General features: G+C 31.7%; 19 protein-coding genes and 9 tRNA genes. 11 read left to right on the top strand and 17 right to left on the bottom strand.

Annotated elements, in window-relative coordinates; all coding sequences use genetic code 11:
* The first annotated feature begins 366 nt into the window (after nt 1-366).
* A complete protein-coding gene (locus CLMAG_RS24135) occupies nt 367-1263 on the top strand; it encodes an AraC family transcriptional regulator (RefSeq protein WP_066628652.1) in 897 nt (298 codons plus the stop codon).
* Between the two features lie 60 nt (nt 1264-1323).
* Here the strand turns inward: CLMAG_RS24135 and CLMAG_RS24130 are convergent, their stop codons facing one another.
* On the bottom strand, nt 1324-1824 hold the full coding sequence (locus tag CLMAG_RS24130) for a gamma carbonic anhydrase family protein (RefSeq protein WP_066628647.1): 501 nt from the start codon (nt 1822-1824) through the stop codon (nt 1324-1326).
* Between the two features lie 288 nt (nt 1825-2112).
* Here CLMAG_RS24130 and CLMAG_RS24125 point away from each other — a divergent pair, with 288 nt between their 5' ends.
* The 5 genes from CLMAG_RS24125 to CLMAG_RS24105 all read left to right on the top strand — a co-directional run bounded on the left by CLMAG_RS24125 (nt 2113) and on the right by CLMAG_RS24105 (nt 7602).
* Nucleotides 2113-2343 (top strand): glutaredoxin family protein, encoded by a 231-nt coding sequence (locus CLMAG_RS24125; protein WP_066628646.1) that lies wholly within the window; start codon nt 2113-2115, stop codon nt 2341-2343.
* A gap of 359 nt (nt 2344-2702) precedes the next feature.
* The gene (locus tag CLMAG_RS24120; protein WP_066628645.1) at nt 2703-3299 is read left to right on the top strand and encodes a serine/threonine-protein kinase; all 597 of its coding nucleotides are present in this window, start codon (nt 2703-2705) and stop codon (nt 3297-3299) included.
* Nucleotides 3300-3404: 105 nt separating this feature from the next.
* The gene (locus CLMAG_RS24115) at nt 3405-4388 is read left to right on the top strand and encodes a TRM11 family SAM-dependent methyltransferase (RefSeq protein WP_139264118.1); all 984 of its coding nucleotides are present in this window, start codon (nt 3405-3407) and stop codon (nt 4386-4388) included.
* Nucleotides 4389-4849: 461 nt separating this feature from the next.
* Complete coding sequence (locus CLMAG_RS24110; RefSeq protein WP_066628643.1) at nt 4850-6868, top strand: methyl-accepting chemotaxis protein; 2019 nt, start codon at nt 4850-4852, stop codon at nt 6866-6868.
* A 122-nt stretch (nt 6869-6990) separates the two neighbouring features.
* Nucleotides 6991-7602: a 3D domain-containing protein gene (locus CLMAG_RS24105; protein WP_066628641.1), complete on the top strand. Its 612-nt coding sequence runs from the start codon at nt 6991-6993 to the stop codon at nt 7600-7602.
* A gap of 69 nt (nt 7603-7671) precedes the next feature.
* Here the strand turns inward: CLMAG_RS24105 and cutA are convergent, their stop codons facing one another.
* Nucleotides 7672-8019, bottom strand: coding sequence for a divalent cation tolerance protein CutA (cutA, locus tag CLMAG_RS24100; protein ID WP_066628639.1), 348 nt, complete (start codon nt 8017-8019; stop codon nt 7672-7674).
* 341 nt (nt 8020-8360) lie between these two features.
* On the opposite strand from cutA, the gene CLMAG_RS24095 reads away from it, so the two are divergent.
* The 3 genes from CLMAG_RS24095 (at nt 8361) to CLMAG_RS24085 (ending at nt 14370) form a co-directional block, all read left to right on the top strand.
* On the top strand, nt 8361-11321 hold the full coding sequence (locus CLMAG_RS24095; protein WP_082832068.1) for an ABC transporter substrate binding protein: 2961 nt from the start codon (nt 8361-8363) through the stop codon (nt 11319-11321).
* A gap of 290 nt (nt 11322-11611) precedes the next feature.
* Entirely contained in the window at nt 11612-12874 is a 1263-nt protein-coding gene (locus CLMAG_RS24090; RefSeq protein WP_066629044.1) for an Nramp family divalent metal transporter, read from the top strand.
* A 383-nt stretch (nt 12875-13257) separates the two neighbouring features.
* Nucleotides 13258-14370, top strand: coding sequence for a PdaC/SigV domain-containing protein (locus tag CLMAG_RS24085; RefSeq protein ID WP_242873125.1), 1113 nt, complete (start codon nt 13258-13260; stop codon nt 14368-14370).
* 78 nt (nt 14371-14448) lie between these two features.
* Here CLMAG_RS24085 and CLMAG_RS24080 read toward each other — a convergent pair whose 3' ends face one another.
* The 3 genes from CLMAG_RS24080 to dcuS form a co-directional block, all read right to left on the bottom strand.
* Nucleotides 14449-15969: an N-acetylmuramoyl-L-alanine amidase gene (locus CLMAG_RS24080; RefSeq protein WP_066628637.1), complete on the bottom strand. Its 1521-nt coding sequence runs from the start codon at nt 15967-15969 to the stop codon at nt 14449-14451.
* A 137-nt stretch (nt 15970-16106) separates the two neighbouring features.
* Nucleotides 16107-16817 (bottom strand): response regulator, encoded by a 711-nt coding sequence (locus CLMAG_RS24075; RefSeq protein WP_066628629.1) that lies wholly within the window; start codon nt 16815-16817, stop codon nt 16107-16109.
* A complete protein-coding gene (gene dcuS / locus CLMAG_RS24070) occupies nt 16814-18418 on the bottom strand; it encodes a DcuS/MalK family sensor histidine kinase (RefSeq protein WP_066628628.1) in 1605 nt (534 codons plus the stop codon). Before dcuS ends, CLMAG_RS24075 begins: the two co-directional genes overlap by 4 nt.
* Nucleotides 18419-18937: 519 nt before the next feature.
* On the opposite strand from dcuS, the gene CLMAG_RS24065 reads away from it, so the two are divergent.
* Complete coding sequence (locus CLMAG_RS24065) at nt 18938-19588, top strand: PspA/IM30 family protein (RefSeq protein ID WP_066628627.1); 651 nt, start codon at nt 18938-18940, stop codon at nt 19586-19588.
* An 11-nt stretch (nt 19589-19599) separates the two neighbouring features.
* Nucleotides 19600-20253, top strand: a complete 654-nt coding sequence (locus tag CLMAG_RS24060; RefSeq protein ID WP_066628625.1) for a DUF1292 domain-containing protein — start codon at nt 19600-19602, stop codon at nt 20251-20253.
* 429 nt (nt 20254-20682) lie between these two features.
* On the opposite strand, the gene CLMAG_RS24055 is transcribed toward CLMAG_RS24060, so the two are convergent.
* The 12 genes from CLMAG_RS24055 to CLMAG_RS24000 all read right to left on the bottom strand — a co-directional run bounded on the left by CLMAG_RS24055 (nt 20683) and on the right by CLMAG_RS24000 (nt 25679).
* Nucleotides 20683-20756: transfer RNA gene (locus CLMAG_RS24055), tRNA-Gly, on the bottom strand.
* Between the two features lie 145 nt (nt 20757-20901).
* Nucleotides 20902-20985: transfer RNA gene (locus CLMAG_RS24050), tRNA-Leu, on the bottom strand.
* A 73-nt stretch (nt 20986-21058) separates the two neighbouring features.
* A tRNA-Lys gene (locus tag CLMAG_RS24045) sits at nt 21059-21134 on the bottom strand.
* A gap of 4 nt (nt 21135-21138) precedes the next feature.
* A tRNA-Gln gene (locus CLMAG_RS24040) sits at nt 21139-21213 on the bottom strand.
* Between the two features lie 6 nt (nt 21214-21219).
* Nucleotides 21220-21295, bottom strand: a tRNA-Pro gene (locus CLMAG_RS24035).
* Between the two features lie 5 nt (nt 21296-21300).
* Nucleotides 21301-21376: transfer RNA gene (locus CLMAG_RS24030), tRNA-Lys, on the bottom strand.
* 7 nt (nt 21377-21383) lie between these two features.
* A tRNA-Arg gene (locus CLMAG_RS24025) sits at nt 21384-21460 on the bottom strand.
* A gap of 6 nt (nt 21461-21466) precedes the next feature.
* A tRNA-Gly gene (locus tag CLMAG_RS24020) sits at nt 21467-21540 on the bottom strand.
* 5 nt (nt 21541-21545) lie between these two features.
* Nucleotides 21546-21620, bottom strand: a tRNA-Gly gene (locus CLMAG_RS24015).
* Between the two features lie 231 nt (nt 21621-21851).
* The gene (locus CLMAG_RS24010) at nt 21852-23174 is read right to left on the bottom strand and encodes a 2-hydroxycarboxylate transporter family protein (RefSeq protein ID WP_066628622.1); all 1323 of its coding nucleotides are present in this window, start codon (nt 23172-23174) and stop codon (nt 21852-21854) included.
* A gap of 62 nt (nt 23175-23236) precedes the next feature.
* Nucleotides 23237-24427: an NAD(P)-dependent malic enzyme gene (locus tag CLMAG_RS24005; RefSeq protein WP_066628619.1), complete on the bottom strand. Its 1191-nt coding sequence runs from the start codon at nt 24425-24427 to the stop codon at nt 23237-23239.
* A 145-nt stretch (nt 24428-24572) separates the two neighbouring features.
* The gene (locus CLMAG_RS24000; protein WP_066628617.1) at nt 24573-25679 is read right to left on the bottom strand and encodes a Ger(x)C family spore germination protein; all 1107 of its coding nucleotides are present in this window, start codon (nt 25677-25679) and stop codon (nt 24573-24575) included.
* Nucleotides 25680-25719 lie beyond the last annotated feature (40 nt).

Raw genomic sequence — 25719 nt, 5'->3', positions numbered from 1 at the left:
CAAACCTCCTTCTGAGTTCCTTTAATAAAGATGTTTTTTTGATAATATTCTATTTTATAAGATAATTAATTGATACTTTATTAATTACACGTATATAATTTTAATATTTTGATAATTTCCATTTATTATATCACCTTAGTTATAATAAATCAATTTAGTAAGAATATGTTTTTACAAATATATTTTTACAGCAAAAAAACCATGAAAATCTATCATAGTTTTTTTATCCATTAATTAATTGGAATACACGCAGCACTTGAAACATTGTAAAAACTGCTATAACATATTAATAAGACAGAAACTTGAATCAAATATAAATATTAGAACTAGTAATCTTCATACAAAATAAAGTTTGGTGGTGATTGAATGTATGATGAAAATAGTGAATTGAAAATTAAGAGAGGATATCTTAATGGCGATTTTGAATTTTTTCATTTAGTAGATAAAAAAAGTATGGAATTCGAATTTCATTATCATGATTTTAATAAAATAATTGTTTTTATCTCTGGAAAAGTAACTTACCTAATAGAGGGGAAATCCTACAGACTAAAACCTTGGGATCTGCTTTTTATAAATAGCAATGATGTCCATAGAGCCATAGTAAGTTCCGATGAACCATATGAAAGAATAGTCATTTGGGTAAACCAGAACTTTTTAGAATTACATAACAATGGCAGTAACTTGCTTACCTGTTTTGAGCTTTCTTCAAAGCACAAAATAAATCTACTCCGTTCAAATCTTGAAGGAATTAGAAGCATAAAAAACACTATATATCTTCTTGAAGACGCCATTAAAGACAAAAACTTTGGAAACATTGTATTAAAAAATTCGCTATTTCTTCAACTTATGGTCTATTTTAACAGACTTTATATAGGAACTGAAATTAACATAGAAGAAAAGGACATTGAATATGACGAGAGGATAGTCAAAATACTTGATTATATTAATAAAAATCTTGGTGAAATTTTATCTGTAGAAAATATAGCTTTAAAATTTTACATGAATAAGTTTTATCTTATGCATAAATTTAAAGCTCAAACTGGCTATACACTTCACAGCTATATACAACAAAAACGATTAGTACTTGCAGCCTCCCTTGTTAAGAAGGGTAAACAAATAACGGAAATTTATTTAGAATGTGGTTTTAGAGATTATTCGAGCTTTGTAAGAGCCTTTAAGAAAGAATTTAACCTTTCTCCTAAAAAGTATTATAAATCTGTAATGGAGATTCAAAGTTCCTATATTCATAAACACCATACATAAAATGAATCAGATGGGGTAAAAGAATCCCCATCTGAATTAAGATCTTGCTTCAATACATGCTTACTTATACCCCTTCATTTCCTCTAAATAAAACTTTGCTGATTCTTTGATACGCCTTTTCTCCTCTTCTGTAAGTTCACGAATAACTTTAGCAGGCGAACCCATACACAAAACACCAGAAGGTATTTTTTTATTTTCCGTTACAAGACTTCCTGCTCCTATTATAGTTCCTTCTCCTATTTCTGCATTATTTAGAATTACAGCCCCCATACCAATTAAAGTATTAGATCCAATTTTACATCCATGTATGATTGCATTATGTCCTACTGTTACGTACTCGCCTATTTTTACAGCTTCTTTATGCCCCACATGTACAGTACAGTTATCTTGAATATTTGAACCCTTTCCTATATGAATAAAATTACAATCTCCCCTAATTACAGCGCCAAACCAGATGCTGCAGTTCTCTTCTAAACTCACTCTTCCTATAATATCTGCACTCTCTGCTACAAAACAACTTTCATGTATCACAGGTATGTTATCTTTATAGTTACGAATCATAATTTCATCCCCTTAGAATATATTAATCATTCTTTTAAATTATAGCTTATTATTCTAAAAAATAAAATCTCAAATTCAATTGATTAAAAATTCCATAAAAACTTTGAATAATTTATTTTTTAAATATAATAATATATATTAGTTATATCCGCATCCTTTAATAGATTTCCAAAAACCTCTTTATAATTAATAATTATTATTTACAAATATTTAGTTTTATCATATAATTATACCATAAAGGATAAATATCTTTGCTAACAAAATATTAAAATTATAGGAGTGATAACTATGAAAAAAGTTAATATATACACAAGTGATACCTGCGGTTATTGCCATGCTGCTATAGACTATCTAAATCAAAATAACGTTCAATTTACTGAGCATAATATTTCGTCTGATCCAGAAGCTAGAAAAGAACTTATGAAAAAGGGATATAGATCCGTTCCTCTTATAGTAATTGATAATGAAGAAATTCTTGGCTTTGACAAGGATAAGGTCTCCTCTTTATTAGGTTTATAAATCTAAGCTAACAATGCCTTTACACTAATGAGGCATTGTTTTTTTGTTCTAAAAACCTATCTATATTGAATAGTATATTGTTAATGTAAATGTCTATATAACAATGCGTATTTTATCCGATGACTACTCGCTCTAATACTCCCTACGCACGGTGTGAAAGCGATTCGCACCAAATCAGAGATTTGGGCTCTCTGCTTTTCTCAAAGAGGAAGTAAAGAGCGAGTACGTCCCTGGATTCGTTCAACTAAGAATCAGATAGAGTTTGAAACTCCATCTGATTCAAATTTCCACTTCATCTAGAATTAAGTTACATGATAGTACATATCATATAGTATAGTATTCTTCTGAAAGGAGTTAAAATGCATAGAGAAATATATGAACGATATATCGAGAATTTTGATGTTAATCTTCTAGATTGTAAGGTGCTTGGTAAAGGTCATAATGGTATTGTTTATTTGTTACCTGATGGTAAAGTAATTAAAGTTTGTTTTGATATTAAGAGTTGCATGAAAGAATATTTTATATTGAATAAAATAGGTAATAATAAATATTTTCCTCGAGTATATGGTATGTCGGGAAATTACATGATAAGAGATTATGTAGACGGTGTAATACTTAAAGATTATATAAAACATCATGGTTTGAATAAAGATTTGGCAATAAAGATCTTAGATTTATTAGAAGAGTTTAAAAACCTTCAATTTCTAAAGGAGGATCTACGATGTAAAGATATTTTAATCCAGTCAGATGGTTCTTTAATGGTAATAGATCCCAAAAAATTCTATTCAAAAAAAAGAGATTTTCCTCGACACTTGTCCAAGGGTATGTATAAGCTTGGTGTGCTTGATTATTTTATGTCAGTAGCTAAAGTGGAACGTCCAAAACTTTACAATCAGTGGTATGAGAAAATTAATGAGTATATATCTAAACTAAATGAAGACCACGATAGAGCTTAAGAAGATGTACATTGACTTTACTACTATTATATATTACATTTATAATATCAATTTTTTGAACTAAAAGAAAGCGGTGTATTTATGTTTCGATTAACCCCTATTAAAATGAAAACTAATACTAAATTAGCATATTCAGTAAAACCAAAAGTGAATATAAAAGGTTTGATTAAACCATATTTCTATACAATTAAATATGCTTTGGATGAAGAAAATCTATGCAAAATGGAAATGAAAACTCTTTTCAATAAAATTCCCTGTAAAAAACACTTTTTTTCTTATCATCATGTTAGTCCCTCTAGAAGTCCTTTTCTAAAGGAGTGTATATCAATAATGTATACTGGAAATACACTAGAAGATATAGTACATCAAATTACCACTGATAAATTATCTCTTGATAAATTTAAAGTTTCCTATGTGAATTATGGTGATGAAATTCTCCACTTAGATGAAAGAAGAAAGATTGAATACCTAATTGGAATGAATATTAATGGAGAAGCAGAAATGCAGTATCCAGAATTACTTCTAGCTATAACAAAGGTTCATGATAAATGGATACTAGGTGAATATGAACTGAATGAATCTAAATGGCACTTGCATAATAGAAAACCTTATTCATATTCCAATGCCCTTGGTGTAAAGGCTTCAAGAGCTATTGTAAATATTGCAGTATCAAATAATTTAAAATTAAAAGTCATAGACCCTTGCTGTGGCATTGGAACAGTACTTGTAGAAGCATTATCCCAGGGCATTGATATTATAGGATATGAACTAAACCCCCTGATAGCCGAAAATGCAAAGAAGAATCTTGAGCACTTTGGATATGAAAATGTCATAACTACAGGAGACATGAATACAATAACAGATAAGTTTGATGTAGCAATCATAGACCTTCCCTATGGCTTATTTTCTCCAACTACTCTTAAAGATCAAGTAGATATTATAAACAGTGCTCGTAAAATATCAAATAGATTGGTGATTCTTACCTTTGAAAATATGGATAGATATCTTCTTGCATCAGGTTTTAATATTGTTGACAGATGCGATGTTTCAAAAGGCAAGTTTAAAAGATTTGTAACTATATGTGAATAATTAAATTACATAGTCTAAAATCTTAAAAATAACAGACTTCTATATAGAGACCATTAAAGTTTCTATATAGAAGTCTGTTATTTTTTATAACATGTTTTTTTAGTGCATTTTACCGTTAGAATATTCTATTCCTATTATTTATTATGAAGTGTAAACTTGAATCAGATGGGGTTTCAAACTCCACCTGATTCTTAGTTGAACGAATCCAGGGGCGTAGCCGCTCGTGACGTACACTTTGGAGAAGATGGAAGTATTAGAGCGGGTAGTCATCGGATAAACTACTATCCTCATCTATTTGTCTACAATTCAATTTTATGCTAAAATTAGATAAAAACAGTATTAATATTACAATTTAATCCATAATAAGCCATTAATAAAAATTAAAATTAGTCGATAATTAATATATACTATAATCTGCATCATAGAATATTTTTCAACATTTTTATCAGGAGGCTTCAAATATGAAAAAAAACAGTAAAATTAAAATGACAATTAAATTTAAGTTAATAGCAATGTTTACTTTACTAATTCTTATTCCATTATTTGTTTTAGGCGCATCATCCTATTATAAATCCACTAACCTTCAAAAGCAGTCCCTTAGGGAATCTTCTTTTGAACTTACTAAGCAGATAAATTCATCTATACAATATTACACTTCTGCTTATGAAGAAAGTATTCTTCATATGGCTAAAGACTCTACTATACAGCAAATATCTGCCCATCCTGAACTTGAGTCATCCATGCTGAATACTTTTAAAGCATTTGCAGAATCTCATAAGGGAGTTCAATCCATTTATATAGGTACTACGGACAAAAAATTCACCATATATCCAGCTCAAAAAATGTCTGAAAATTATGATCCTACATCAAGAGTTTGGTATAAAGAAGCTTTAGCAAAGAATTCCACTATATGGACTGCACCTTATGTTGATGCAGCTACCCAAAAGTTAACAATATCTGTTGCAACTCCAGTATATAATTCTTTCAATAAAAATGAACTTATAGGAGTAGTATCTATAGACTTAAGCCTAGATGCCTTAAGCAATAAAATAAACTCTATTAAAGTTGGACAGAAAGGTTATGCGATAATATTAGATTCAGCAAATAATATAATAACTGAAAAGGATAAATCACTAATCGGTAAACCATTAACAATACCTGAAATTACAAAAGCTATCAGTGGAAATAAAGAAGGATACATAGAGTATTCTCAAAATGAAGGTGGAATCAATCAAAAAAAATTAGCTGCATTTTCTAAAGTAGACAACCTTAATTGGACGATACTAACTTCAACCTATGAAGACGAAATCTCCAGTAAAACCCGAAGCATGCTTTCCAATACTTTCTTCATTGGAATAGCATTATTAGTTATAGCAATCTTAATAGCATTATCCTTCTCAAATTCCTTAACTAAAAACATCAGGACACTTTTAAGTAATATTAATAAGATTAAGGAAGGAGATTTGACCATTCGTTTAACAAATAAATCCGAAGATGAACTTGGCGAACTTTCACAAGGAATAAATGCTATGGTTGAAACAATAGCAGGACTTATTAAAAACATTCAAGTTGTATCAAATGACGTAAACATGTCTTCCGAAACTCTTGCAGCTACTTCTGAGGAGACAACTAGTTCAGCAGAAAGTGTAACAAATGCTGTTGAAGAAATAGCAAAAGGTGCATCAGAGCAAGCTAGTGATGCAGAGAAAAGTGCCTCTCTTACTTTAGAACTTTCAAACAAGCTTAATGTACTTGATGATAACACAAATAAAGTTTTAAAATTTACAGAAGATGTAGCTGAAATAAATAAAAAAGGCGTAGAAGTTGTAGAAGGACTTCAAAATAAGAATAGACAAAATCAATCTTCTATTGAAAAAATTGAGACAGCAATAATTGATTTAGATAATAAAGCTAAAAATATAACTAATATTTTAGAAACTATATCTTCAATATCAGAACAAACTAATTTACTAGCTCTTAATGCATCTATAGAGGCGGCAAGAGCAGGCGAAGCAGGTAAAGGCTTTGCAGTAGTGGCAGATGAAATAAGAAACCTTGCAGAAGGATCTAATGATGCAGTTAAGGAAATAAATGGAATAGTTGTATCCATTCAAAATCAAAGCAGCAATACAGTGCAAATAATGAATGAAGTAAAGCAGATTTCTGAGGAACAAACTCATTCTGTTAGAGAAGTCAATGATTCCTTTGAACATATACTTGATTCAATAAATTCTATCACGGAAAATATTAAATCTGTCGGTAATTTTGTAAATCAAATAAACAGAGATAAAGAATCTATTATTCAAGCGGTGCACAGTATATCTTCTGTATCAGAGGAAACTGCTGCTGCTTCTGAGGAAGTAACTGCATCAATGCAGCAACAGCTAGCAGCTATACAACAGGTATCAGCATCAGCGGAGAAACTTAGTCAAAATGCCCTTGATCTAAATAATGAACTAGATAAGTTTAAAGTAGAATAAAATCCCCCCCCTCTATACGAAAAATAGAGGGGGTATTTTATTTCACTTTAAATTCTTTGGTTATATTTCCCAAAATCTGTTCATACTAATTTAAGGAGACCGTATACAGAAAGGATGTTGGTATGAATACAAATGTGAAAGGATTAATAACAACTATAATTCTGGCCGTTGGAATCCTAAATATAAGGAATTCATATATTTATAACAGTATAAATAAAAATATTTTTAACAGTGAAAAGAATGAAATTCAGTATGTCGCTCAGTCAAACGACTCAAAAGATGACAATGAAATTAATGAAAATAAGGTAACAAACCCCCGGTCAAATGAACAACAAGTAAATTCTCAAAAGGATACAAAGCAAGTAGCATCAAAAGAAGAACCAGGCTCAAATCATCTATCCCGTGGAGGTAGTATAAGTAATGAACTTGATATTACCTTAACCTTCTACACTAGCTTACCTGAAGAGAATGGAGGTTTTAATGGTATAAACTGCAGTGGTGAAAAACTTACTGCTGGCACTGTTGCAAATAATGTATTACCTCTTGGAACAGAGATTTATACTAAAGAATTTGGAACCTTAACTGTTTCAGATAGAGGAGGAGATAACTTTAACACTATAAATAGATTAGACGTGTATATACCCAGAGAAGATGGCGAAAGCGATCAGAATTACTTTAGAAGGGTTAATAACATGGGAAGAGTAAAGGTAAAAGGCTACATTGTTAGACATTAGTTTTATTTAATTATACATATGGTATATAAAAAAATTCATATATAATAGTATAATGAAGTTTGCGTAAATTTACACAAACTTCGTTATAGTTTCAGCACTTAATACAGGCATTACATTTATAACCGGTATCTCATAAGGATGAACCTTTTTTATCACATCTACCGCCTCTTTAATAATTTCCCTTCTGCAACAAAATTCTACCTTATACTCTTCTGCCTCACATAGTTTTCCAATTTCCCCCTCAAAAGGATCTGCTCCCTTTAAGGGTCTCCAAGAACCTATAACTTTATATATAGACATACAGTTATCATAATTACCGCCTATGGTTAGTGCGCCTATATCATTAAGACTTTTTCTAAGTTCTTTTACATATTCTTCAGGTATAAAGGTTTCCACCTTGAAAATACTAAATTCCATATTATTAATCTCTCCTTTCCAAATAAGATAGATTTCTATTATTTATTATAAAGCAATATTACTACATATTATACCGCCTTTTATCTCTAATCTTTTAATTATATGATGATATAGAGAGTTGAATCAGATAGAAATATCAAGCCGCATAAATTGGCGAATAAATGAATAAAAAATCATATTTCTAAATTTTGATATAAGTGGTAGTATATAAGTATAAATATTTTATGAAATATGTTGTAAAAAATGTGATTAAGTAGTTATTTGTAATCTACTGAAGATAACTTATCCGATGACTTGATACTTAAGCATTTTATTTAAACAGAAAGGGAGGTTGATACTCCATGAATAAACTTTTATTAAAAAGGTTCTTTTTAATAATTATTTTTGCATTATGTTTTATATTAAATATAAGAATTTATGTAAATGCGGATGTTGTAAATACTGATATAAGTATGAATTCATCTAAGAAGGTATTGGTTTTACATTCCTATTCAGAGAACTTTAAATGGATAAATAATATTTCTAAAGGAATAAATTCTGTATTAGATAATGACTCAGAAAAAATCGATCTAAGCTATGTCTATATGGATATGAAAAAAGTGAAAGATAAATCCTATATAGATGCCTTATATAATTTACATAAAATAAAATATAATGATATAAAATTTGATGCTATAATTTGTTCTGATAATGATGCTCTTAATTATATAATCAAATATGGAGACGACCTCTTTCCAAATACCCCCATAGTATTTTGTGGTGTGAACAACTTTGATAAATCTCTTTTAAATGGGCACAAGAACTATACTGGAATAGTTGAAACAATTGATATAGAATCTACTATTAAAGGTATATTCAAACTTCAACCTAATGTTAAAAATATAATTTTAGTCTGCGATAGTACTGCTACTGGTAAATTGAATGAAGAACGTGCTAAAACGATAACTAAAATTTTAAAATCATCTGCTAATTTCTATTTTTGCACAGACACCAATATTAAGAATTTGCAAAATATCCTTTCTAATTTAGGCAATAATACTGCTATCTTACATATAGGCCAACTAAAAAATAGTGATGGAACTTTTATAAATTATGAAAAAGTCGGCAGTTTATTATGGAAAAATATAAATGCAACTAATTATATATGCTGGGATTTTCCTTTAGGACAAGGTCTTCTAGGTGGAAAGGTAATAAACTCATTTGAACAGGGAAAGATTGCAGCTGAGATAACCCTTAGAGTATTAAATGGCGAAAAAATTGATACTATACCTATAGTTAAAGAGATCCCTAGTACCTACACCTTTGATTTTAACGAATTAGCTAAATTTAAAATAAATAAAAAAAATATACCTGCTGACAGCATAATAATAAATAAACCCTTCTCCTTCTATGAAAAATATAAGGATTTCGTTTTAACTATGATTAGTATTATATCTGTATTGCTAATATTTATAATTATACTAGCTGTAAACATTAACAGGAGAAGATTAAGCGAAAAGAAACTTATAGAAAACTATTCTGAGTTAAGTGCAGTCTACGAAGAACTTACAGCTACGGAAGAAGAACTTAGGGCACAATATGATGAACTTCAACAAGGTGGGGAATTTTTAAGAATAATTGAGGAAAGATATAAGTTAGCACTGGAAGGTTCTAATGATGCAATCTGGGAATGGGATATAGAAAAAAATAAATTTTTTGCTTCAGATAAGTGGAAAAATATTGCTGGATATGGTTTTAATGAAGATGGCAGTTTAAAAGATATATTAGAAAATTTATTATCCCATGAGGATAAGGAACCTTTTGTAAATAGTTTGCTTTCCCATTTAGATGGAACTACTCCTTTTTATAAATGTGAATTCAAAACACGTGATAAACATGGAAATGAAAGATGGCTTTATATTAGAGGAAAGGCTTTAAGAAATAAGGATGGACGAGCTTTCAAAATGGCTGGATCTATCAGTAATATCACCTTACGAAAGATTGTTGAAGAAAAAAACAAATACTTAGCTTATTATGATAGCCTAACTTCCCTTCCTAACAGAACTCTGCTTATGGATAAGCTTAATGAAGCTCTTAAGGCTGCCAGTAAAAATAGTGAAAAAGGTGCTGTTTTTTTTATAGATTTAGACAACTTTAAGAGAGTTAACGACACCTTAGGTCATGATTACGGCGATAAGCTTCTTCAAGCATTAGCTATTGCAATAAATAATATTGTTGAAACTAACACCACTGTATATAGAATGGGTGGAGATGAGTTTTCAATATTAATGCGTGATGCAGATTACAGAGAAGATATTATAAAAACCTGTAACAATATAATAGATATTTGTAAAAAACCTTTTAAAATAGATGGAAAGCAAATTTTCAGTAGTGTTAGTATTGGAGTATCTCTATATCCTGATGATGGAATAGATTCTAGCTTATTATTAAAAAACGCAGATACAGCTATGTACAAGGCAAAAGATTTAGGTAAGAACAGATATGAATTTTTTGATAAAAATATGTTTGATGAAGTTCTAAAGAAAACTAAAATTGAAAAAGGCCTCAGAGATGCCCTAGAAAACAATGAACTTGAGTTATATTATCAGCCTCAGATAGATTGTAAAACCACAAAAATTCAGGGTATAGAAGCCTTACTTAGATGGAAAAGCAATGATTTTGGATTTGTTTCACCTGCAGATTTTATTCCTATAGCCGAAGAAACTTCTTTAATAATACCAATTGGAGAATGGATATTTAAAACTGCCTGCACTCAAGGCAAAGAGTGGCTTGACAAGGGATACAACTTAGGAGTTATAGCAGTGAATGTTTCTACAGTACAACTTCAGCACATAGACTTCTTAAATACAGTAAAAAATGCTCTAGAAGAAAGTAAACTTCCACCGGAGCTTTTAGAAATTGAAATCACAGAAAGTGTTCTCATGCAATACCTGGACTATAATATAGACATATTAAATAAGTTACGGCAACTAGGTATTAATGTGGCATTAGATGATTTTGGAACAGGTTATTCCTCTCTAAGTTATTTAAGAGTACTACCAATAAATAATCTTAAGATTGATAAATCCTTTATTGACTCTATCCATTCAAATTGTAAAAATGAGTCAGTGGTATACGGCATTATTGAACTAGCTCACAAAATGAATTTAAATGTAGTTGCAGAGGGAGTTGAATGGCAAGAGCAATTTGATATACTTCGCTCTATGAACTGTGAAAGAGTTCAAGGATACCTCTTCAGCAAACCTATACCTGCAGATAAGATTGAAGATTTAAATGCTTTAATGACTAGCGATAACAATTAGTTATATATTGGGAATAAAACTTAAATTGGCACCGATATTTCTATGGATATCTATATGGCTGCACCTTATATATTTTAAGGTGCAGTTTTTTACGTCAAATTATATGCATATACTTAATAAATTATTACCTATCCTGTAACTTTTTTTTGCTTAATACATATCTTATATTAGAGAAATAATCTTAGCCTAGGCTAAGATTATTAATCTAGAGTAATAATTTAGAGTTAATAAAATTCATATAAGGACGGTGCATTCACTTGAATAACGAAACAGAACTAAAGGAACTTAATATTGATCCTAAAGAATATACCATACATGTAGTAAATAATAGTATGTTGAATAGAGCTAAGCAGCTATCAAAATATTTAGGTCCTGCATTTATTGTAAGTGTTGCCTATATTGATCCTGGAAACTTTGCAACAAATATTAGTGGTGGTTCAGTTTTCAATTACAATCTACTCTGGGTTATATTATGGAGTAATCTAATGGCTATTTTTCTCCAAACCACCTCTGCCAAACTAGGTATTGCCACTGGTGCTAATTTATCTCAGATGTGCAGTAAAGTCTTTTCACGAAAAACCAACTGGTTCTTTTGGTTTGTTGCTGAACTGTCTGCAATAGCTACAACAATGGCTGAATTTTTAGGTGGTGCCCTAGGTATCTACTTATTATTTGGCATCCCCTTACCAATAGCAGGTCTCATCACTGGCTTAGTAACATTTTTTATAACATATATGCAAAAATATGGTCAACGAATTGTAGAAATTATAATAACAATACTTGTAGCAGTTATATGTGTAGCATATGGTGTTGAAGTGTTTCTTGCGAAGCCAGATTGGGTTGCAATTGGTATTCATACACTGGTTCCTTCCCTCCCAAACGGTCAAGCTGTTCTTATAGCAGTTGGTATGCTTGGCGCAACGGTAATGCCTCATGTAATATATTTGCACTCTCAATTAGTTCAGTGTCGCAATATTGATATGTCTGTAAAAGAAAAGGAAAGACACTTTAGAATGGAAAAAATAGATATTGTCATTGCAATGAATATTGCCTTTATTGTAAATGCTGCAATGGTTATAGTATCTGCAGCAGTCTTCTTCAATCAAGGAATATCCGTAGATTCTATTGAACAAGCTCACAAATCATTGTCCCCGCTCCTTGGTGCCATGTCTAGCGGCGCTTTTGCCATAGCCTTACTTGCATCGGGCTTCTCCTCTTCTGCTGTAGGAACCATGGCTGGTGAAACTGTTCTAGACGGATTTGTAGATCTTAAAATACCTAGTAACATTAAAAAATTAATAACTATGTTACCGGCTATGATAATTATAGGAATAGGCGTGAATCCTATGAAAGCATTAATTATAAGCCAAGTTTGCTTAAGTTTTGCTCTACCAGTAGCTATCATACCTATGATGATAATTACAAGCCGAAAAAACCTAATGGGTGCATTCGTCAATAAACCTATTACCAAAATAATTGGTTGGATAATTACTACAGTGATTATTGGATTAAATACTATATTATTATACTTAACATTTTCAGGAGGCATATAAAGAACAGTAAGGGACATGCTATTTAGGTAGTCCCTTATTATTTTTTTGTAATTTGAATCCTTTAATAACACTTTTTAGTATGCTTACATACAATAGATTAGGCTGTCATTAGTTTAATTAATGAAGTATAAACTTGAATCAGATGGGGTTTCGTCTACGACCCGGGGCTTTGCCCGTTAAATGCCATTTAGGCATTTAACCCCCACCTGATTCTTAGTTGAACGAATCGGAGGGGCGTAGCCGCTCGCAAAGTACACTTTGGAGAACATGGGAGTATTAGAGCGGGTAGTCATCGGATAAACTTTTTTCATTGAAATCAGTTGAAACTTCATCTATAGTGAACAGCCATATTGACTATTAATTATTTAGGAGGGAACTTTACATTGTACTACTCAGAACAATATAAGTTTAAATCATCAACTTTAAAGGATAATCCTTTATTTAATCTTATTCTAATAGCAATGAACAACAATAGATTTACTTCAAAAAAATATAAACTAATGATGAATATGACAAAGGATACAAATATTTTAAATTCAGTTCAACATGCCTACGAAAATGAGCTAAAACATTATAACTCTTTCAAGCAAATTTTAGGAAAACTTACTGGCCAGTCTGTAGAGATACCTTCACCTAATATAAAGATTAACACCTCTATTACAGAAGCTATAGAGGACTGTATAGATAAAGAACTGGAGGAGATAAAATTATATCAAAAAATCGTAGTTCTAATTTCATCAGACCAAATTAAAACTTCTATAAAAAATATGATTACTGATAAACAAAGAACTGCAGCATCACTCAATTTCCTTTATGCTAGAGGGTCTTTCAACCGTAATCCTATTTCATCAACAGATAACAATGTAAGTATTACATTTATACCAATGAAAGCTTCTAAAAAATATATTAATGAAGATTTAAGAATTCCTGTTTTAAGCGGTATTAAAAATACAAGAGTACAGAATAAAATTAATGATTCTTTAAAAGATGACATACTGGAGTTTAAACGCCAAATGGAAGATGCTGCAGATGAAGATGGTTTAAAGGCTAAAAAAGAAGAAAAGAAATTCATGAATTATGCTATATCTAATAACACCACTATTACTTATAATAAAAACAACATTATTAGTCTCTCAAATCTATATCATCAATTTATTAACGGTAGAACTTCCTATATCAGAGCAACTTATAATTTCAATATAGATACAGGAATATCTCTAGGATTAAAAGACCTGTTCAAGCCTGGAGCTCCTTATAGAGAACTTATCAATAGCGAAATAAGAAAACAACTTATAGCAAATAAAGATATATATCCTCCTGAAGCTGCACAAAATTTTAAGGGCATTGCAGAGGATCACCCCTTTTACTTAGAAGGTACAAATATTGTGTTATTTTTTGGCTTCAACGAAATAGCTCCTACCATCTCCGAAATACCTGTTATTAAATTGCCATTTAAATCCTTCACTGGTTATATAAAACCAATGTTTCTGAGCTAAGTACACATATTTAAAAAAACAGCCTATAAACCACTAATTAGTTTATAGGCTGTTAAGGCATCTTCAAAAGATTCCTAGTTACTTATTAACTGTATTCATTATTCCTTGTGCTATAGCTTCTGCAAGCTTGTCCTGAAATTCTCCATTTCCTAATAAAGCTTCTTCTGTTGGGTTACTTATAAATCCAACTTCCACAAGCACCGATGGTGCTGCAGTATTTTTTATAACATAGAAATTAGCTGTCAGTACTCCTCTATCAATAAGGCCTGTTTCATTGATTAACTCCGTTTGTATTGATTGTGCTAACTGCTTCCCTTCTGAATTTGCAGAATAATAATATGTTTCTATTCCACGAGCTCCTGATGACACTGAGCTATTAGCATGTATAGATACAAAATAATTAGAACCTGCTGCATCAGATATATCACATCTTGCCTGAAGATCTTCACCAACATTTGCTGGCCAAGACACCTCATCGCTAGTTCTAGTGTATACTACATCTATACCCTTTTGCTCAAGTATCTTTCCCAGCTTTAAAGTTACGTCTAAATTTACATTCTTTTCATATAATCCACTAGGCCCTACTGCCCCTGAGTCATATCCACCATGCCCTGCATCTAAAGTTATTACTGTCCCACCATATATAACTCTTTGTACTACATAATCTGGAACTACTCCAGTTCCTCCAAGAACCTTAACTACAGATACCGAGACTATATGATCTTTAATTATACGTTGTTGACTTCCATTATCATTATGCACTAGCACTATTGGAGAATTACATTTAGATGCTGCTGCCGAACCTGATAACGCATCTGCAAACCCATTTCCATCCGCTACAAAAACTGTACCAATATTTATAGTATCAAGAAATTCATTTATAATGGCAGTATTAGTCTCGTATCTATCTCTTCCACTTAGTCTTTTATAATCATTAAGAACACTTACTACAGAATCCTCTACTGCTCCATTCCCACCTATAACATAATATTTACTACTATTATTATCATCAATAAATTGCTTTGTAACATCCAGTAATTTATTAGGCACTGTAAGGATTATAGGCATTTGTTTTGAAGCTGCAATTGAAGCTATAGATAAAGCGTCCGGGAAATTTTCACCTGATGCAATAACAGCACCATTACTTGTCCCTATTTCCTTAGCTACTTCAATACTAGTTTCATATCTATTTTTTCCCTGTTTACGAATGACCTTTAACCCCTTATTTTTTAATTCATTCTCAATTTGTTCAGATATTACAGCAGTTCCCCCTACTATAAATGCATTTTTAGCATTTAATCTTACAACTTCACTTAGTACATTACTTCTCATATTGCTGCTTTCAGTCAAAAGAATAGGCGCTCTATATTTTTGTGCAAGCGGAGCCGCACATAGAGCATCCGGAAAGTTTTCTCCTGAAACTATTACCACATAATCTGATTCAGTCCAATAGCTCTGAGAGATTTTTATAGCAGTTTCATATCTGTCACTCCCACCAATTCTTTCAACTGCTGGAGCTGCAGATACTTTTAAAGTTGTAGCAAACATTGCAACGAAAAAAGCACAAATAATTAGTAAAACATTCTTTCTGCTAAACATTATTTCATCTCCTTGTATTATAGTTATTAATTTCACCTCATCTATTTTAACATAAATTGCGATGAAAATAGTAGCAATTTAATACGATAATTGGAGATTTAACAAGTATTCATTAAAAATTCATATATTTATAGTTGCTATAGATAACGATTTATAGTATCAGTTTCTGAATTTATACACATATATTTATATATAGGTCTTCCAACAGAGCCATAGACTGCTTCCCTTTTCAATATTCCAATTTCACTTAAAAAATCTAAATATTTTTTCATTGAAACCCGTGAAATCCCCACATTTCTAGCCATTTCGCCAGTAGAAAAAATGTTTTCTTTCATTTCTTTGATATTTGTCCATACTTTTCTCAAAGTATTTTTATCAAGTCCTTTAGGTATTTGAGTTAAGGCCTGAGTTTGATCTTTGTTAACTAAAATAAGTTTATCAAGCTCCTCTTGATTAAGTGCATCCTTATCTCTCATAAAAGTATGAGTTTCCTTATAAGCAGTAAGTGCTGTATTAAAGCGTTCAAATTCAAAGGGTTTTATTAAATAGTCTACTGCGCCATATTGTAAAGTCTTTTTTATTGTTTGAATATCACAAGCAGCTGATACTATAATAACATCTATCTCTTTTCCAGCTTTTCTTATTTGTGCTAACAAGTCTAGTCCACTCATACCAGGCATAAATATATCCAGTAAAACTAGGTCAATTTTTTCATCCTGCAATACTGCTAATGCTTCGTCAAAGGAACGAGTTATAGCTATTAGTTCAAAGCCACCTACCTGTTTAAGATATCTCTTATTGAATTCTGCCACCATTGGATCATCTTCTACAATTAAAACCTTAATCATTCAACACCATCCTTACTCTTATAAGGTAAATAAATTATAAAGGTTGTTCCATCACCTACCTCTGAAAACAACTGCATGTTTCCACCTAATCTCTCTACACTTTTTTGTACTAAATAAAGCCCCAGTCCACGATTGTCTCCTTTTGTAGAATATCCTTTTGCAAAAATCTCATTTTTTAGTTCACCACTAATACCTGGACCACTATCACTTACTTCAATAGTTAGAATGTCATCTTCATAGACTAAGGTTAAATTTACAATTTTATCTTTGTAATCCTTTACCGCGTCCATAGCATTATCCACTAAATTACCCAGTATTGTGGCTATTTCATGAGTTATTTCATTTTCTTCTGGCTCAGGAACAAAACATTCTTCTGATAAAACAAATTGAACTCCAATTTCCCTAGAATAACTGATTTTTCCCAAAATAAATCCAGCAAGCACAGGATCTTTTATATGTCTTATAACGAAGCCAACTTGTTCCTGATATTTATCAGCAATACTATTTATGTATTCTGCCAGTTCGTCATAATATTTCATATGAACCATACCTAAAATAATATGCAATTTATTCATAAACTCATGGGTTTGTGCCCTAAGTGCATCTGCATATAGCCTTACTCCAGTAAGTTGCTCTGCTAATATTCTAATCTCAGTTTTGTCGCGAAATGTAGCTATTGCGCCAACAGTCTCTCCTTTTACAAATATAGGTATTCTATTAGTTAATAGGGTTATACCTTTAAGTTCTTGTTCTTGATCTAGTTCAGCTTGTCCTGTTTGTAAAATGTGATTTAATCTAGTGTTTTGGATACATTCTTCTACCTTCTTTCCCATAGGATCAGTAATTCCAGCTCTACTAAATATAGACATAGCTTCTTCATTAATTAACGTAATACGAGAATCCTTGTCTACAGCCAAAATCCCTTCCCTTACTGAGTGAAGCATAGCGCTACGTTCCTCTAGAAGCTTAGAAATCTCTGATGGTTCTAATCCAAACATAGTTTTCTTAATACTTTTAGCCAGTAACATTGCCCCAATTAAACCAACTAGAAATCCAAATCCAACTCCAATATATATTATTATCCTACTCTGAGCTACAGCTTGATGCACATTATTTAATAAAATTCCCACAGCAACGACTCCAATTTGTCTGCCATCTGATGTAAATATTGGTGTAAAAGCTCTAAGTGCCATCCCCAGCGTTCCTTCAGCCGTTGAAACATATTCATGTCCTTTTAAAGCCTCTTCAACATCATCACCAACAAAGTGTTTCCCTAGCTTAGCTATATCTGGATGAGATTTTCTTGTCTGATTCATATCCATTACAACTATATATTCAACATTAGTCATGTTTTTCATATTGTTAGCCATCTCTTGAATTACTTTTTCATCTTTTTTTCCATTTAGAGCTTCAATTATTGACGGTGAATTTGCCACTATACGTGCAATATATGTTGCTTTATCCTCCAAATTCTTTTCAGTATTATAGGCCACTTTTGCACTAATAAGTAAGTTTGTTACTAATAATGATATAGCAATAACACAACAAACTAGTAGTGTAATAGTAGTCTGTAATTTTAGATTTGGTTTTTTTATCCTCATTCTATTACCTCCAAGACCTTACTACAGAATTCTTATATTTATGATATTAGTTCTTAAAAATATTAAATCTCATAATATTAGTATATCTCGATAAATTCATTTAAGTATATGTATTAGTTTTATTTGTCTTTTAATTTAATAACCTTTATATAATTATATCATATTTTATCTAAAAAAAGCTTTTAAGCACTAAACTAAACGCTTTTCTCATTTATCCGATGACTACCCGCTCTAATACTCCCATGCTTTATATGAAACTCCATCTTATTCAAGTTTCACTTCATTTTAACTCCATAAATATAAGAAAAGTAGAGAAAATTTCTGATAAACTAAGATAATCTATGCTAGAATATAAATAATGGTTAAATCGCCTATTATACAAGTTTAATCCTAACTTGTAATAAGTTATTTTATACTATATAATAATCTCATAAACAAAAGATACTAAGAGTATTGATAACTATTATTCCAATATTTATAATATAATTAATAAGGTTTTTAACCTGAGGAGGATTTTAAATGGGTATATTTAAAAGAATGTCAAATATTATTAGAGCAAAGGCTAACAATTCATTAGATGAAATTGAAAATCCTATTGAATTGCTAGATCAAAAGGTAAGAGATATGGAAGAGAGCTTAAACAAGGCAAAGCTTTCCTCAGCAAAAATATTAGGAAATGTTCATGAAATTGAAAAGAAAATAGAAAAAGCTGAGGCAGAATCAAAAGATTACGATGAAAAAGTTAGATTAGCAATGAATAAAGGCAATGAGGAACTAGCTAAGAAGGCTCTTGAAAAGAAGCTTGAAGCAGACAAAATGTATACAAGTCTTAAAGGATCCTATGATGATGCTCGTACTAAAGCTGAAGCTATAAAGAAAAAATTAAAAGACCTTGAAGAAGAGGTACAGAAAACTAGAAATTATCGTGACGAAGCTGCAGCTAGATATAATAATGCAGAAGCAAGTGGTAAAGTAAATGAAATACTAGCTAGTGTAGAAACTAAAAGTAATAAAATAAGTTTAGATGATATAGAGAGAAAAATTCAAAAGAAAGAGGCTTTTTCACAAGGCTTAGAAGAACTAAAAGTTGATAACTCATTAAACAAAGAATTTGAAAAGCTGGAAGAAGTAAATCTAGATGAAGAGTTAAAGAAATACAAACTAAGTTAAGGTGGGGTTTTATGAGTAAGGATATAGAATTTTTAAAAAATGAAAAAGATCGTTATGGAAAAATATATATAGACTTAACCTATGCAATAGATAATATATCTCCTTTTATAGATAGTAAAGAGCTAAATAATAGAAAATATGTAGCTAAGCTTCCCATACTTAAAAAGTATATAGAGCTTATAGAAGCAGCTCATGGAGAGCTTAGTAAAAAGAGTGGATTCTTCAGATTATTTAGTGATAATAAATATATTGATCTATTAGACACTTACAAAAGAGATAATATGGAGACATTAGCCCAGCTTGAAAACTGCGGCCGCTGTGTATATCGTAATTGTATGGAAGATAGGTTTGATGGATGTCTAGGATGTAAATCTGGTTCCAGAATAGTATTCTGTGATAATAAGAAAATAAGTGTTAGGCTCCATGATAATTGGCTTCTAGATTTAACAAATGATAGAACTGGAGCACCTGATAAGTATAATGTTCTAGCAACACTGCAGGACATAGAGCTCGATAGAAAATATATTATAATTGAAAATTTAATAACAAAAGAAAAGTTTATTCTACATTATTATCCTGGTATCAGTGAAGATAGCTATGGTGAAATTACTGATCCTGAGGAATTTGATTTTATAGTATCCACTTACCAAGGCTTAGAAGAGTAAGATTTTTATTAAATTTATAGATAAACACGACCGAAAGTTGACTTATTTTTCCGGTATATGTTACCAAGCTTCGACACTATAAAAACTTTTAATCAGTCTAAATCTCAGTATTTTGAAAATCTAAGAACCTTTGCGCAGTAGCTAGCAGCCTATAGGACTACTAATTTTAAACAAATAATCTTGTGGGCTGCTAAGCACTACATTTGAATTGCTTAGCAATTCTGCATAAACTCGTACCTCAAACACATCAAAGGCTCTAAGATTTTCTAAAATACTTCTCTAAGACTGATAAAAAAGTTTTTAAATGTGCTTTCAGCTTTGGTAACATATACCTCCGAATAAGTCAACTTTCTATTGCAGTTATCTATAAATTCAATAAAAATACAAAAAACTTATGACATACTACTTGTCATAAGTTACGTTTCAATTTGGAGCGGGTGAAGGGAATCGAACCCTCGTAACTAGCTTGGAAGGCTAGCACTCTACCATTGAGTTACACCCGCATAGACATAAAACATCAAAATCTTTGATTTTATTATGTTTTAGTCCTTCTCAGTTCTACTGAGAAGCTCATTATATGAAATATCAAAATCTTTGATTTTGTTATGTTTTAATTATATTAACTCTATTAATCAATGTAAACATAAATGGTGCAGGTGAAGGGAGTCGAACCCCCATGCCTAAGGCGCTAGATCCTAAGTCTAGTGCGTCTGCCAATTCCGCCACACCTGCAAATATAGATATCAAAGTCAAAGATTTTGTTATTTTTTAATTCTCCTCTACATAAGTTGAGGATTTTAATTTTTGGTGGCTTACCGGGGAATCGAACCCCGGACAACATGATTAAAAGTCATGTGCTCTACCGACTGAGCTAGTAAACCAAAATGGCTGGGATAGCAGGATTTGAACCTACGAATACTAGAGTCAAAGTCTAGTGCCTTACCGCTTGGCGATATCCCATTATACTGGTCGGGGTGACAGGGATTGAACCTGCGACCTCATGGTCCCAAACCACGCGCGCTCCCATCTGCGCCACACCCCGATATTTGGTGGGTCATCGGGGGTTCGAACCCCGGACACCCTGATTAAGAGTCAGGTGCTCTACCAACTGAGCTAATAACCCACACATTTGGTGCGTCTTAAGGGATTCGAACCCCTGGCCCACGCCTTAGAAGGGCGTTGCTCTATCCAGCTGAGCTAAAGACGCATATTTTGGAGCGGGTGAAGGGAATCGAACCCTCGTAACTAGCTTGGAAGGCTAGCACTCTACCATTGAGTTACACCCGCATATTTGGAGCGGAAGATGGGATTCGAACCCACGACGTTCACCTTGGCAAGGTGACGCTCTACCACTGAGCCACTCCCGCAACTGTTGTGCTCACATTGATTTATCTCCTGAGCACATTTATAGATTTTATACTATTTTAGAATGCTTGTCAACCACTTTCATAATTATTTTTAATCATATTAAGCTATATTCCAACTATAAGCTTGTGATATATACTGTTTTCTATTTTTTTCTTCATTTTTCATTATCTTATATATACACCATAGTTATTGTGAAAAGGTGCTAAAAATTTTAGCACCTTTAAAGTTCACTAACTAAACATTTTCATCAATATTGTTGCTACCACTATCATTGAAGCTCCACCTATTCTTGTTGAAATCTGTGCGAAAGGCATTAACTCCATACGGTTTGAAGCTGAAAGTATTGCAACGTCCCCTGTTCCTCCTAATCCACTATGACATGCTGTTACTATAGCAGATTCTACTGGATACATATTAACATATTTTCCTATGAAGAAGCCTGACGCTATCATAGCTAAAACTGTTGACATACATATAACAATATATGCTGGTGTAATTGCCGCTACAAGATCTTTCCATGGAACAAATAGTACTCCAAGCCCTACCATTAGAGGGAATGTTAAGCTAGATGATACAAATTTGTAAAGATGGAATGCTCCTTGTTCCATTTTTGCTGGCATAAGTTTTGAAACTTTTAAAAGTGCTGCTGTGAAAATCATTATGATTGGTCCTGGGATTCCTATGAACTTGCTTGCAAAACCTCCAAATATGAAAAGCGAACATGCTATAAGTAGTCCTGCTCCCATTAATGGAAATTCTACTGGTTTATTAATATTTTGTTCACCAGTTATGTCTGAAACATCACCAGATTTAACTAACGTACCATTTCCACTAAGCTCAGTTTTTTGCTCACCTAAACGTTTTAATAATCCTGATGATATAATAGCGACTACGTTTCCAAGCAGTGCAGCTGGAATCATTTGAGCAATAAACTCTGATTGAGGTTGTTTTAAAATCTCTGCATAAGATAAAGAAAGTGGTAATATTCCTTCTCCTATACCTCCTCCAACAATTGGAATTACTATAAAGAAGAATGTTCTATATGGACTATACCCGAATAAAAGACCTACAAGTACTCCAGCTGCTATAGCTGCAAGTGTTCCAACAATAAGTGGAATAAACATACGTATAAATCCTTGAATCAAAACTTTTCTATTCATTCCAAGTATACTACCTGCTACCAAAACAGAAATATACAGATATAAGAAATTAGAGGTTTTCATTAATCCTGTAATAGATTTTACTATGCTTGGATTTAATAAATTAGCATACAATAGATAAGATGGAACAAATATAGCTAGTATTGCAGGGCCACCGATAGTTTTTAATATTGGAATTTTAGTTCCAATGTCACCTAAGAACATACCCATAACCATAATTATTGCAAAACCACCAATCATGTCTGCTGGTAATTTTCCCACAAATGATGCCCCTATAACCACAATAGATAAGACTACATATAGTGGTAATGGTATAGTTCCAATTTTGTAGTTACATATTGTAGAGAAAATACCAGAATTAGTGCTTTGCTCAGTCTTTTTAGCATTCAACATATAAGATACCCCCCGTTTTAATAATTTTTAAACCCTTATTTAAATTTTTTAATACCCCTATTTTAATAATTTTTTAATACATCTATTCTTGCTACACCTGTTTCTAAAGCTGCTTTTGCTACAGCTTCAGCTACCTTTAGCGCTACTTTTTTATCTAATGCACTTGGTATTACATAATCTTCATTTATATCTTCTTCTTTTATATAGTTAGCTATAGCGTGAGCTGCTGCTAATTTCATTTCTTCATTTATTTGTCTTGCTCTAACATCTAAAGCTCCTCTAAATATTCCAGGGAAAGCAAGTACATTATTAACTTGATTTGGGAAATCTGAACGTCCAGTTCCAACAACTCTTGCCCCTGCTGCTTTAGCTTCCTCTGGCATTATTTCTGGTACAGGGTTTGCCATTGCAAATATTATTGAATCCTTATTCATGGATTTTACCATTTCAGGTTTTAATGCTCCTGGAGCAGAAACTCCAATAAATAGATCCGCACCAACTATTGCATCCGCTAAAGTTCCTGTTATATTATTGGGATTTGTTATTTCTGCAAGAGCTTTTTTAGCAGAATTTAAATCCTCTTGATTTCTGCTAATTATTCCTTTTCTATCGCAAGCAACTATGTCTTTTACACCGGATAAAAGCAACAACTTAATTATAGATGTTCCTGCCGCACCAGCCCCATTTACTACTACTTTAATATCTTCAAATTTCTTTCCTGTAAGTTTAAGCGCATTTATTAATCCAGCAAGTGTTACTACAGCTGTACCGTGTTGATCATCATGGAATACTGGTATGTCTAATTCTTCTTTAAGTCTGTCTTCTATTTCAAAACATCTAGGTGCAGCTATATCTTCTAAATTAATTCCTCCAAAAACCGGTGCCATCAACTTAACTGTCTTAACAATTTCATCAACATCTTTAGTGTCTAAACATATAGGGAATGCATCTACATCTGCAAAACCTTTAAATAATATGGATTTTCCTTCCATAACAGGTATGGCTGCTTTAGCTCCTATATCTCCTAATCCTAGTACTGCTGTACCATCAGAAACTACTGCTACAAGATTTCCTTTCGTTGTATATTTGTAGACGTTTTCTTCATCTTCATGAATTTTATTACAAGGTTCTGCAACCCCTGGTGTGTAGGCAAGACTTAAATCATCTCTTGTTTCTAATGCAACTTTTGATATTACTTCAATTTTACCTGCATTTTTTTCGTGAACTTTTAAACTTTCTTCAAAATAATTCATAATAATTCCATCCTTCCTAGTATTTAAAATTTTTATTTTTTCTCTTCTATGACCATATAATATCAACAAATTCAGAATATTAAAATATTCTGTAACTTTTAAAAGTAGTTTTGTTCATAAAGAATACTTTGTTATATTTTTAACACTAATATGTTCCTCTTCCTAAATCTTTTACCGTAGCCTTTACCCTTACTTCTATATTAGACTCACTTATAACTTTATCCCAATCCATACCAGTTTGTCTTCCATACTTAGCCGCAGCCACTCTTCCTAACTCCCAAATATCTGTTTTATATTCATACTTAGCTTTATTAATATATTCAGTACACATTTTTTTCACTTTATCCTCAATATCACTAGTAATTTTTTTCAGTTCTTTAGGATCTTTATAAATACTCGTATCTAACTCATTAGATGCTATAGTTCCATTTAACTCAATATTTATTATAAAGTTATACTTTCCATCTGTTTTATAGCATTTAACTTTTCTTTTGGATTCTGCATAAAAATCAACATAGTGTTTTGAATCCTTTTGTATAGTTAATATGCCTTTTCCTCCATCAAATTTTAAAAGGCTTATTGTTCTAGCTTCTTTTATATTTGTTTTTCCAATCATTTTATCTCCTTTGAATATAGCAAGACCGGTAATTTCAGGACCTTCTTCCTTTAATTCAACATAAGGAAGTACACCATTTCTTCCCTCTGCATCTACTCTTACAATTAAATCCATCATACTAAATTGATTTGAAAAAAAGTTATTGTATATTGAGTTTTTTATCATTCCCTCAATGAATTCTGCAGAACTTGCATAACCTTCCATTTTATATTTTAATAGATCCACAACCTTCCCCTTAACCACTACTGCTGGACTCCTATCATTAACTGTAGGATTATTAACTAATACATCAATGACGTTATTTACACCAAGTTGTGCATATGCATCGCTTATCACATATAACTTTTCAAGGCCTAATAAAAACTTCTTGTTAGATTTTCTTTGGCGATCATTCCTAGCTTCTGCTATATTGTCACCTTCACTCTTAAGTATCCTGCTTGTTATACTTCCATCTGGATTAAATTCATATACAGAAAGAATAACGCTAGCATATTCGCCTTTTTCTAAGTCAGAACCTATTGCTATTGGAATATCTAGATTTTCTACCACTTCTCCCTTTGTCCCTATGAAACTATATCCTAAAATTAAAGTTAGAATTAATGATAAAATAAGTCTTTTTATGGAGTTTTTCTTCATGTTTCTCACCTTTTTTCATAGTCGTTAAAGAAGCTCCTGC

It is taken from the genome of Clostridium magnum DSM 2767 (genome assembly GCF_001623875.1).
Taxonomy (GTDB): Bacteria; Bacillota; Clostridia; order Clostridiales; family Clostridiaceae; genus Clostridium_AM; species Clostridium_AM magnum.
The sequence above is the reverse complement of the archived record's forward strand: the minus strand, read 5'-3'. Positions and strand labels throughout refer to the sequence as shown.

What these genes read in the sequence shown, in the direction of transcription:
- CLMAG_RS24135 (WP_066628652.1), top strand. Translation starts at nt 367, where the DNA reads ATGTATGATGAAAATAGTGAATTGAAAATTAAGAGAGGATATCTTAAT.
- CLMAG_RS24130 (WP_066628647.1), bottom strand. Translation starts at nt 1,824, where the DNA reads ATGATTCGTAACTATAAAGATAACATACCTGTGATACATGAAAGTTGT.
- CLMAG_RS24125 (WP_066628646.1), top strand. Translation starts at nt 2,113, where the DNA reads ATGAAAAAAGTTAATATATACACAAGTGATACCTGCGGTTATTGCCAT.
- CLMAG_RS24120 (WP_066628645.1), top strand. Translation starts at nt 2,703, where the DNA reads ATGCATAGAGAAATATATGAACGATATATCGAGAATTTTGATGTTAAT.
- CLMAG_RS24115 (WP_139264118.1), top strand. Translation starts at nt 3,405, where the DNA reads ATGAAAACTAATACTAAATTAGCATATTCAGTAAAACCAAAAGTGAAT.
- CLMAG_RS24110 (WP_066628643.1), top strand. Translation starts at nt 4,850, where the DNA reads ATGAAAAAAAACAGTAAAATTAAAATGACAATTAAATTTAAGTTAATA.
- CLMAG_RS24105 (WP_066628641.1), top strand. Translation starts at nt 6,991, where the DNA reads ATGAATACAAATGTGAAAGGATTAATAACAACTATAATTCTGGCCGTT.
- cutA (WP_066628639.1), bottom strand. Translation starts at nt 8,019, where the DNA reads ATGGAATTTAGTATTTTCAAGGTGGAAACCTTTATACCTGAAGAATAT.
- CLMAG_RS24095 (WP_082832068.1), top strand. Translation starts at nt 8,361, where the DNA reads ATGAATAAACTTTTATTAAAAAGGTTCTTTTTAATAATTATTTTTGCA.
- CLMAG_RS24080 (WP_066628637.1), bottom strand. Translation starts at nt 15,969, where the DNA reads ATGTTTAGCAGAAAGAATGTTTTACTAATTATTTGTGCTTTTTTCGTT.
- CLMAG_RS24075 (WP_066628629.1), bottom strand. Translation starts at nt 16,817, where the DNA reads ATGATTAAGGTTTTAATTGTAGAAGATGATCCAATGGTGGCAGAATTC.
- dcuS (WP_066628628.1), bottom strand. Translation starts at nt 18,418, where the DNA reads ATGAGGATAAAAAAACCAAATCTAAAATTACAGACTACTATTACACTA.
- CLMAG_RS24065 (WP_066628627.1), top strand. Translation starts at nt 18,938, where the DNA reads ATGGGTATATTTAAAAGAATGTCAAATATTATTAGAGCAAAGGCTAAC.
- CLMAG_RS24060 (WP_066628625.1), top strand. Translation starts at nt 19,600, where the DNA reads ATGAGTAAGGATATAGAATTTTTAAAAAATGAAAAAGATCGTTATGGA.
- CLMAG_RS24010 (WP_066628622.1), bottom strand. Translation starts at nt 23,174, where the DNA reads ATGTTGAATGCTAAAAAGACTGAGCAAAGCACTAATTCTGGTATTTTC.
- CLMAG_RS24005 (WP_066628619.1), bottom strand. Translation starts at nt 24,427, where the DNA reads ATGAATTATTTTGAAGAAAGTTTAAAAGTTCACGAAAAAAATGCAGGT.
- CLMAG_RS24000 (WP_066628617.1), bottom strand. Translation starts at nt 25,679, where the DNA reads ATGAAGAAAAACTCCATAAAAAGACTTATTTTATCATTAATTCTAACT.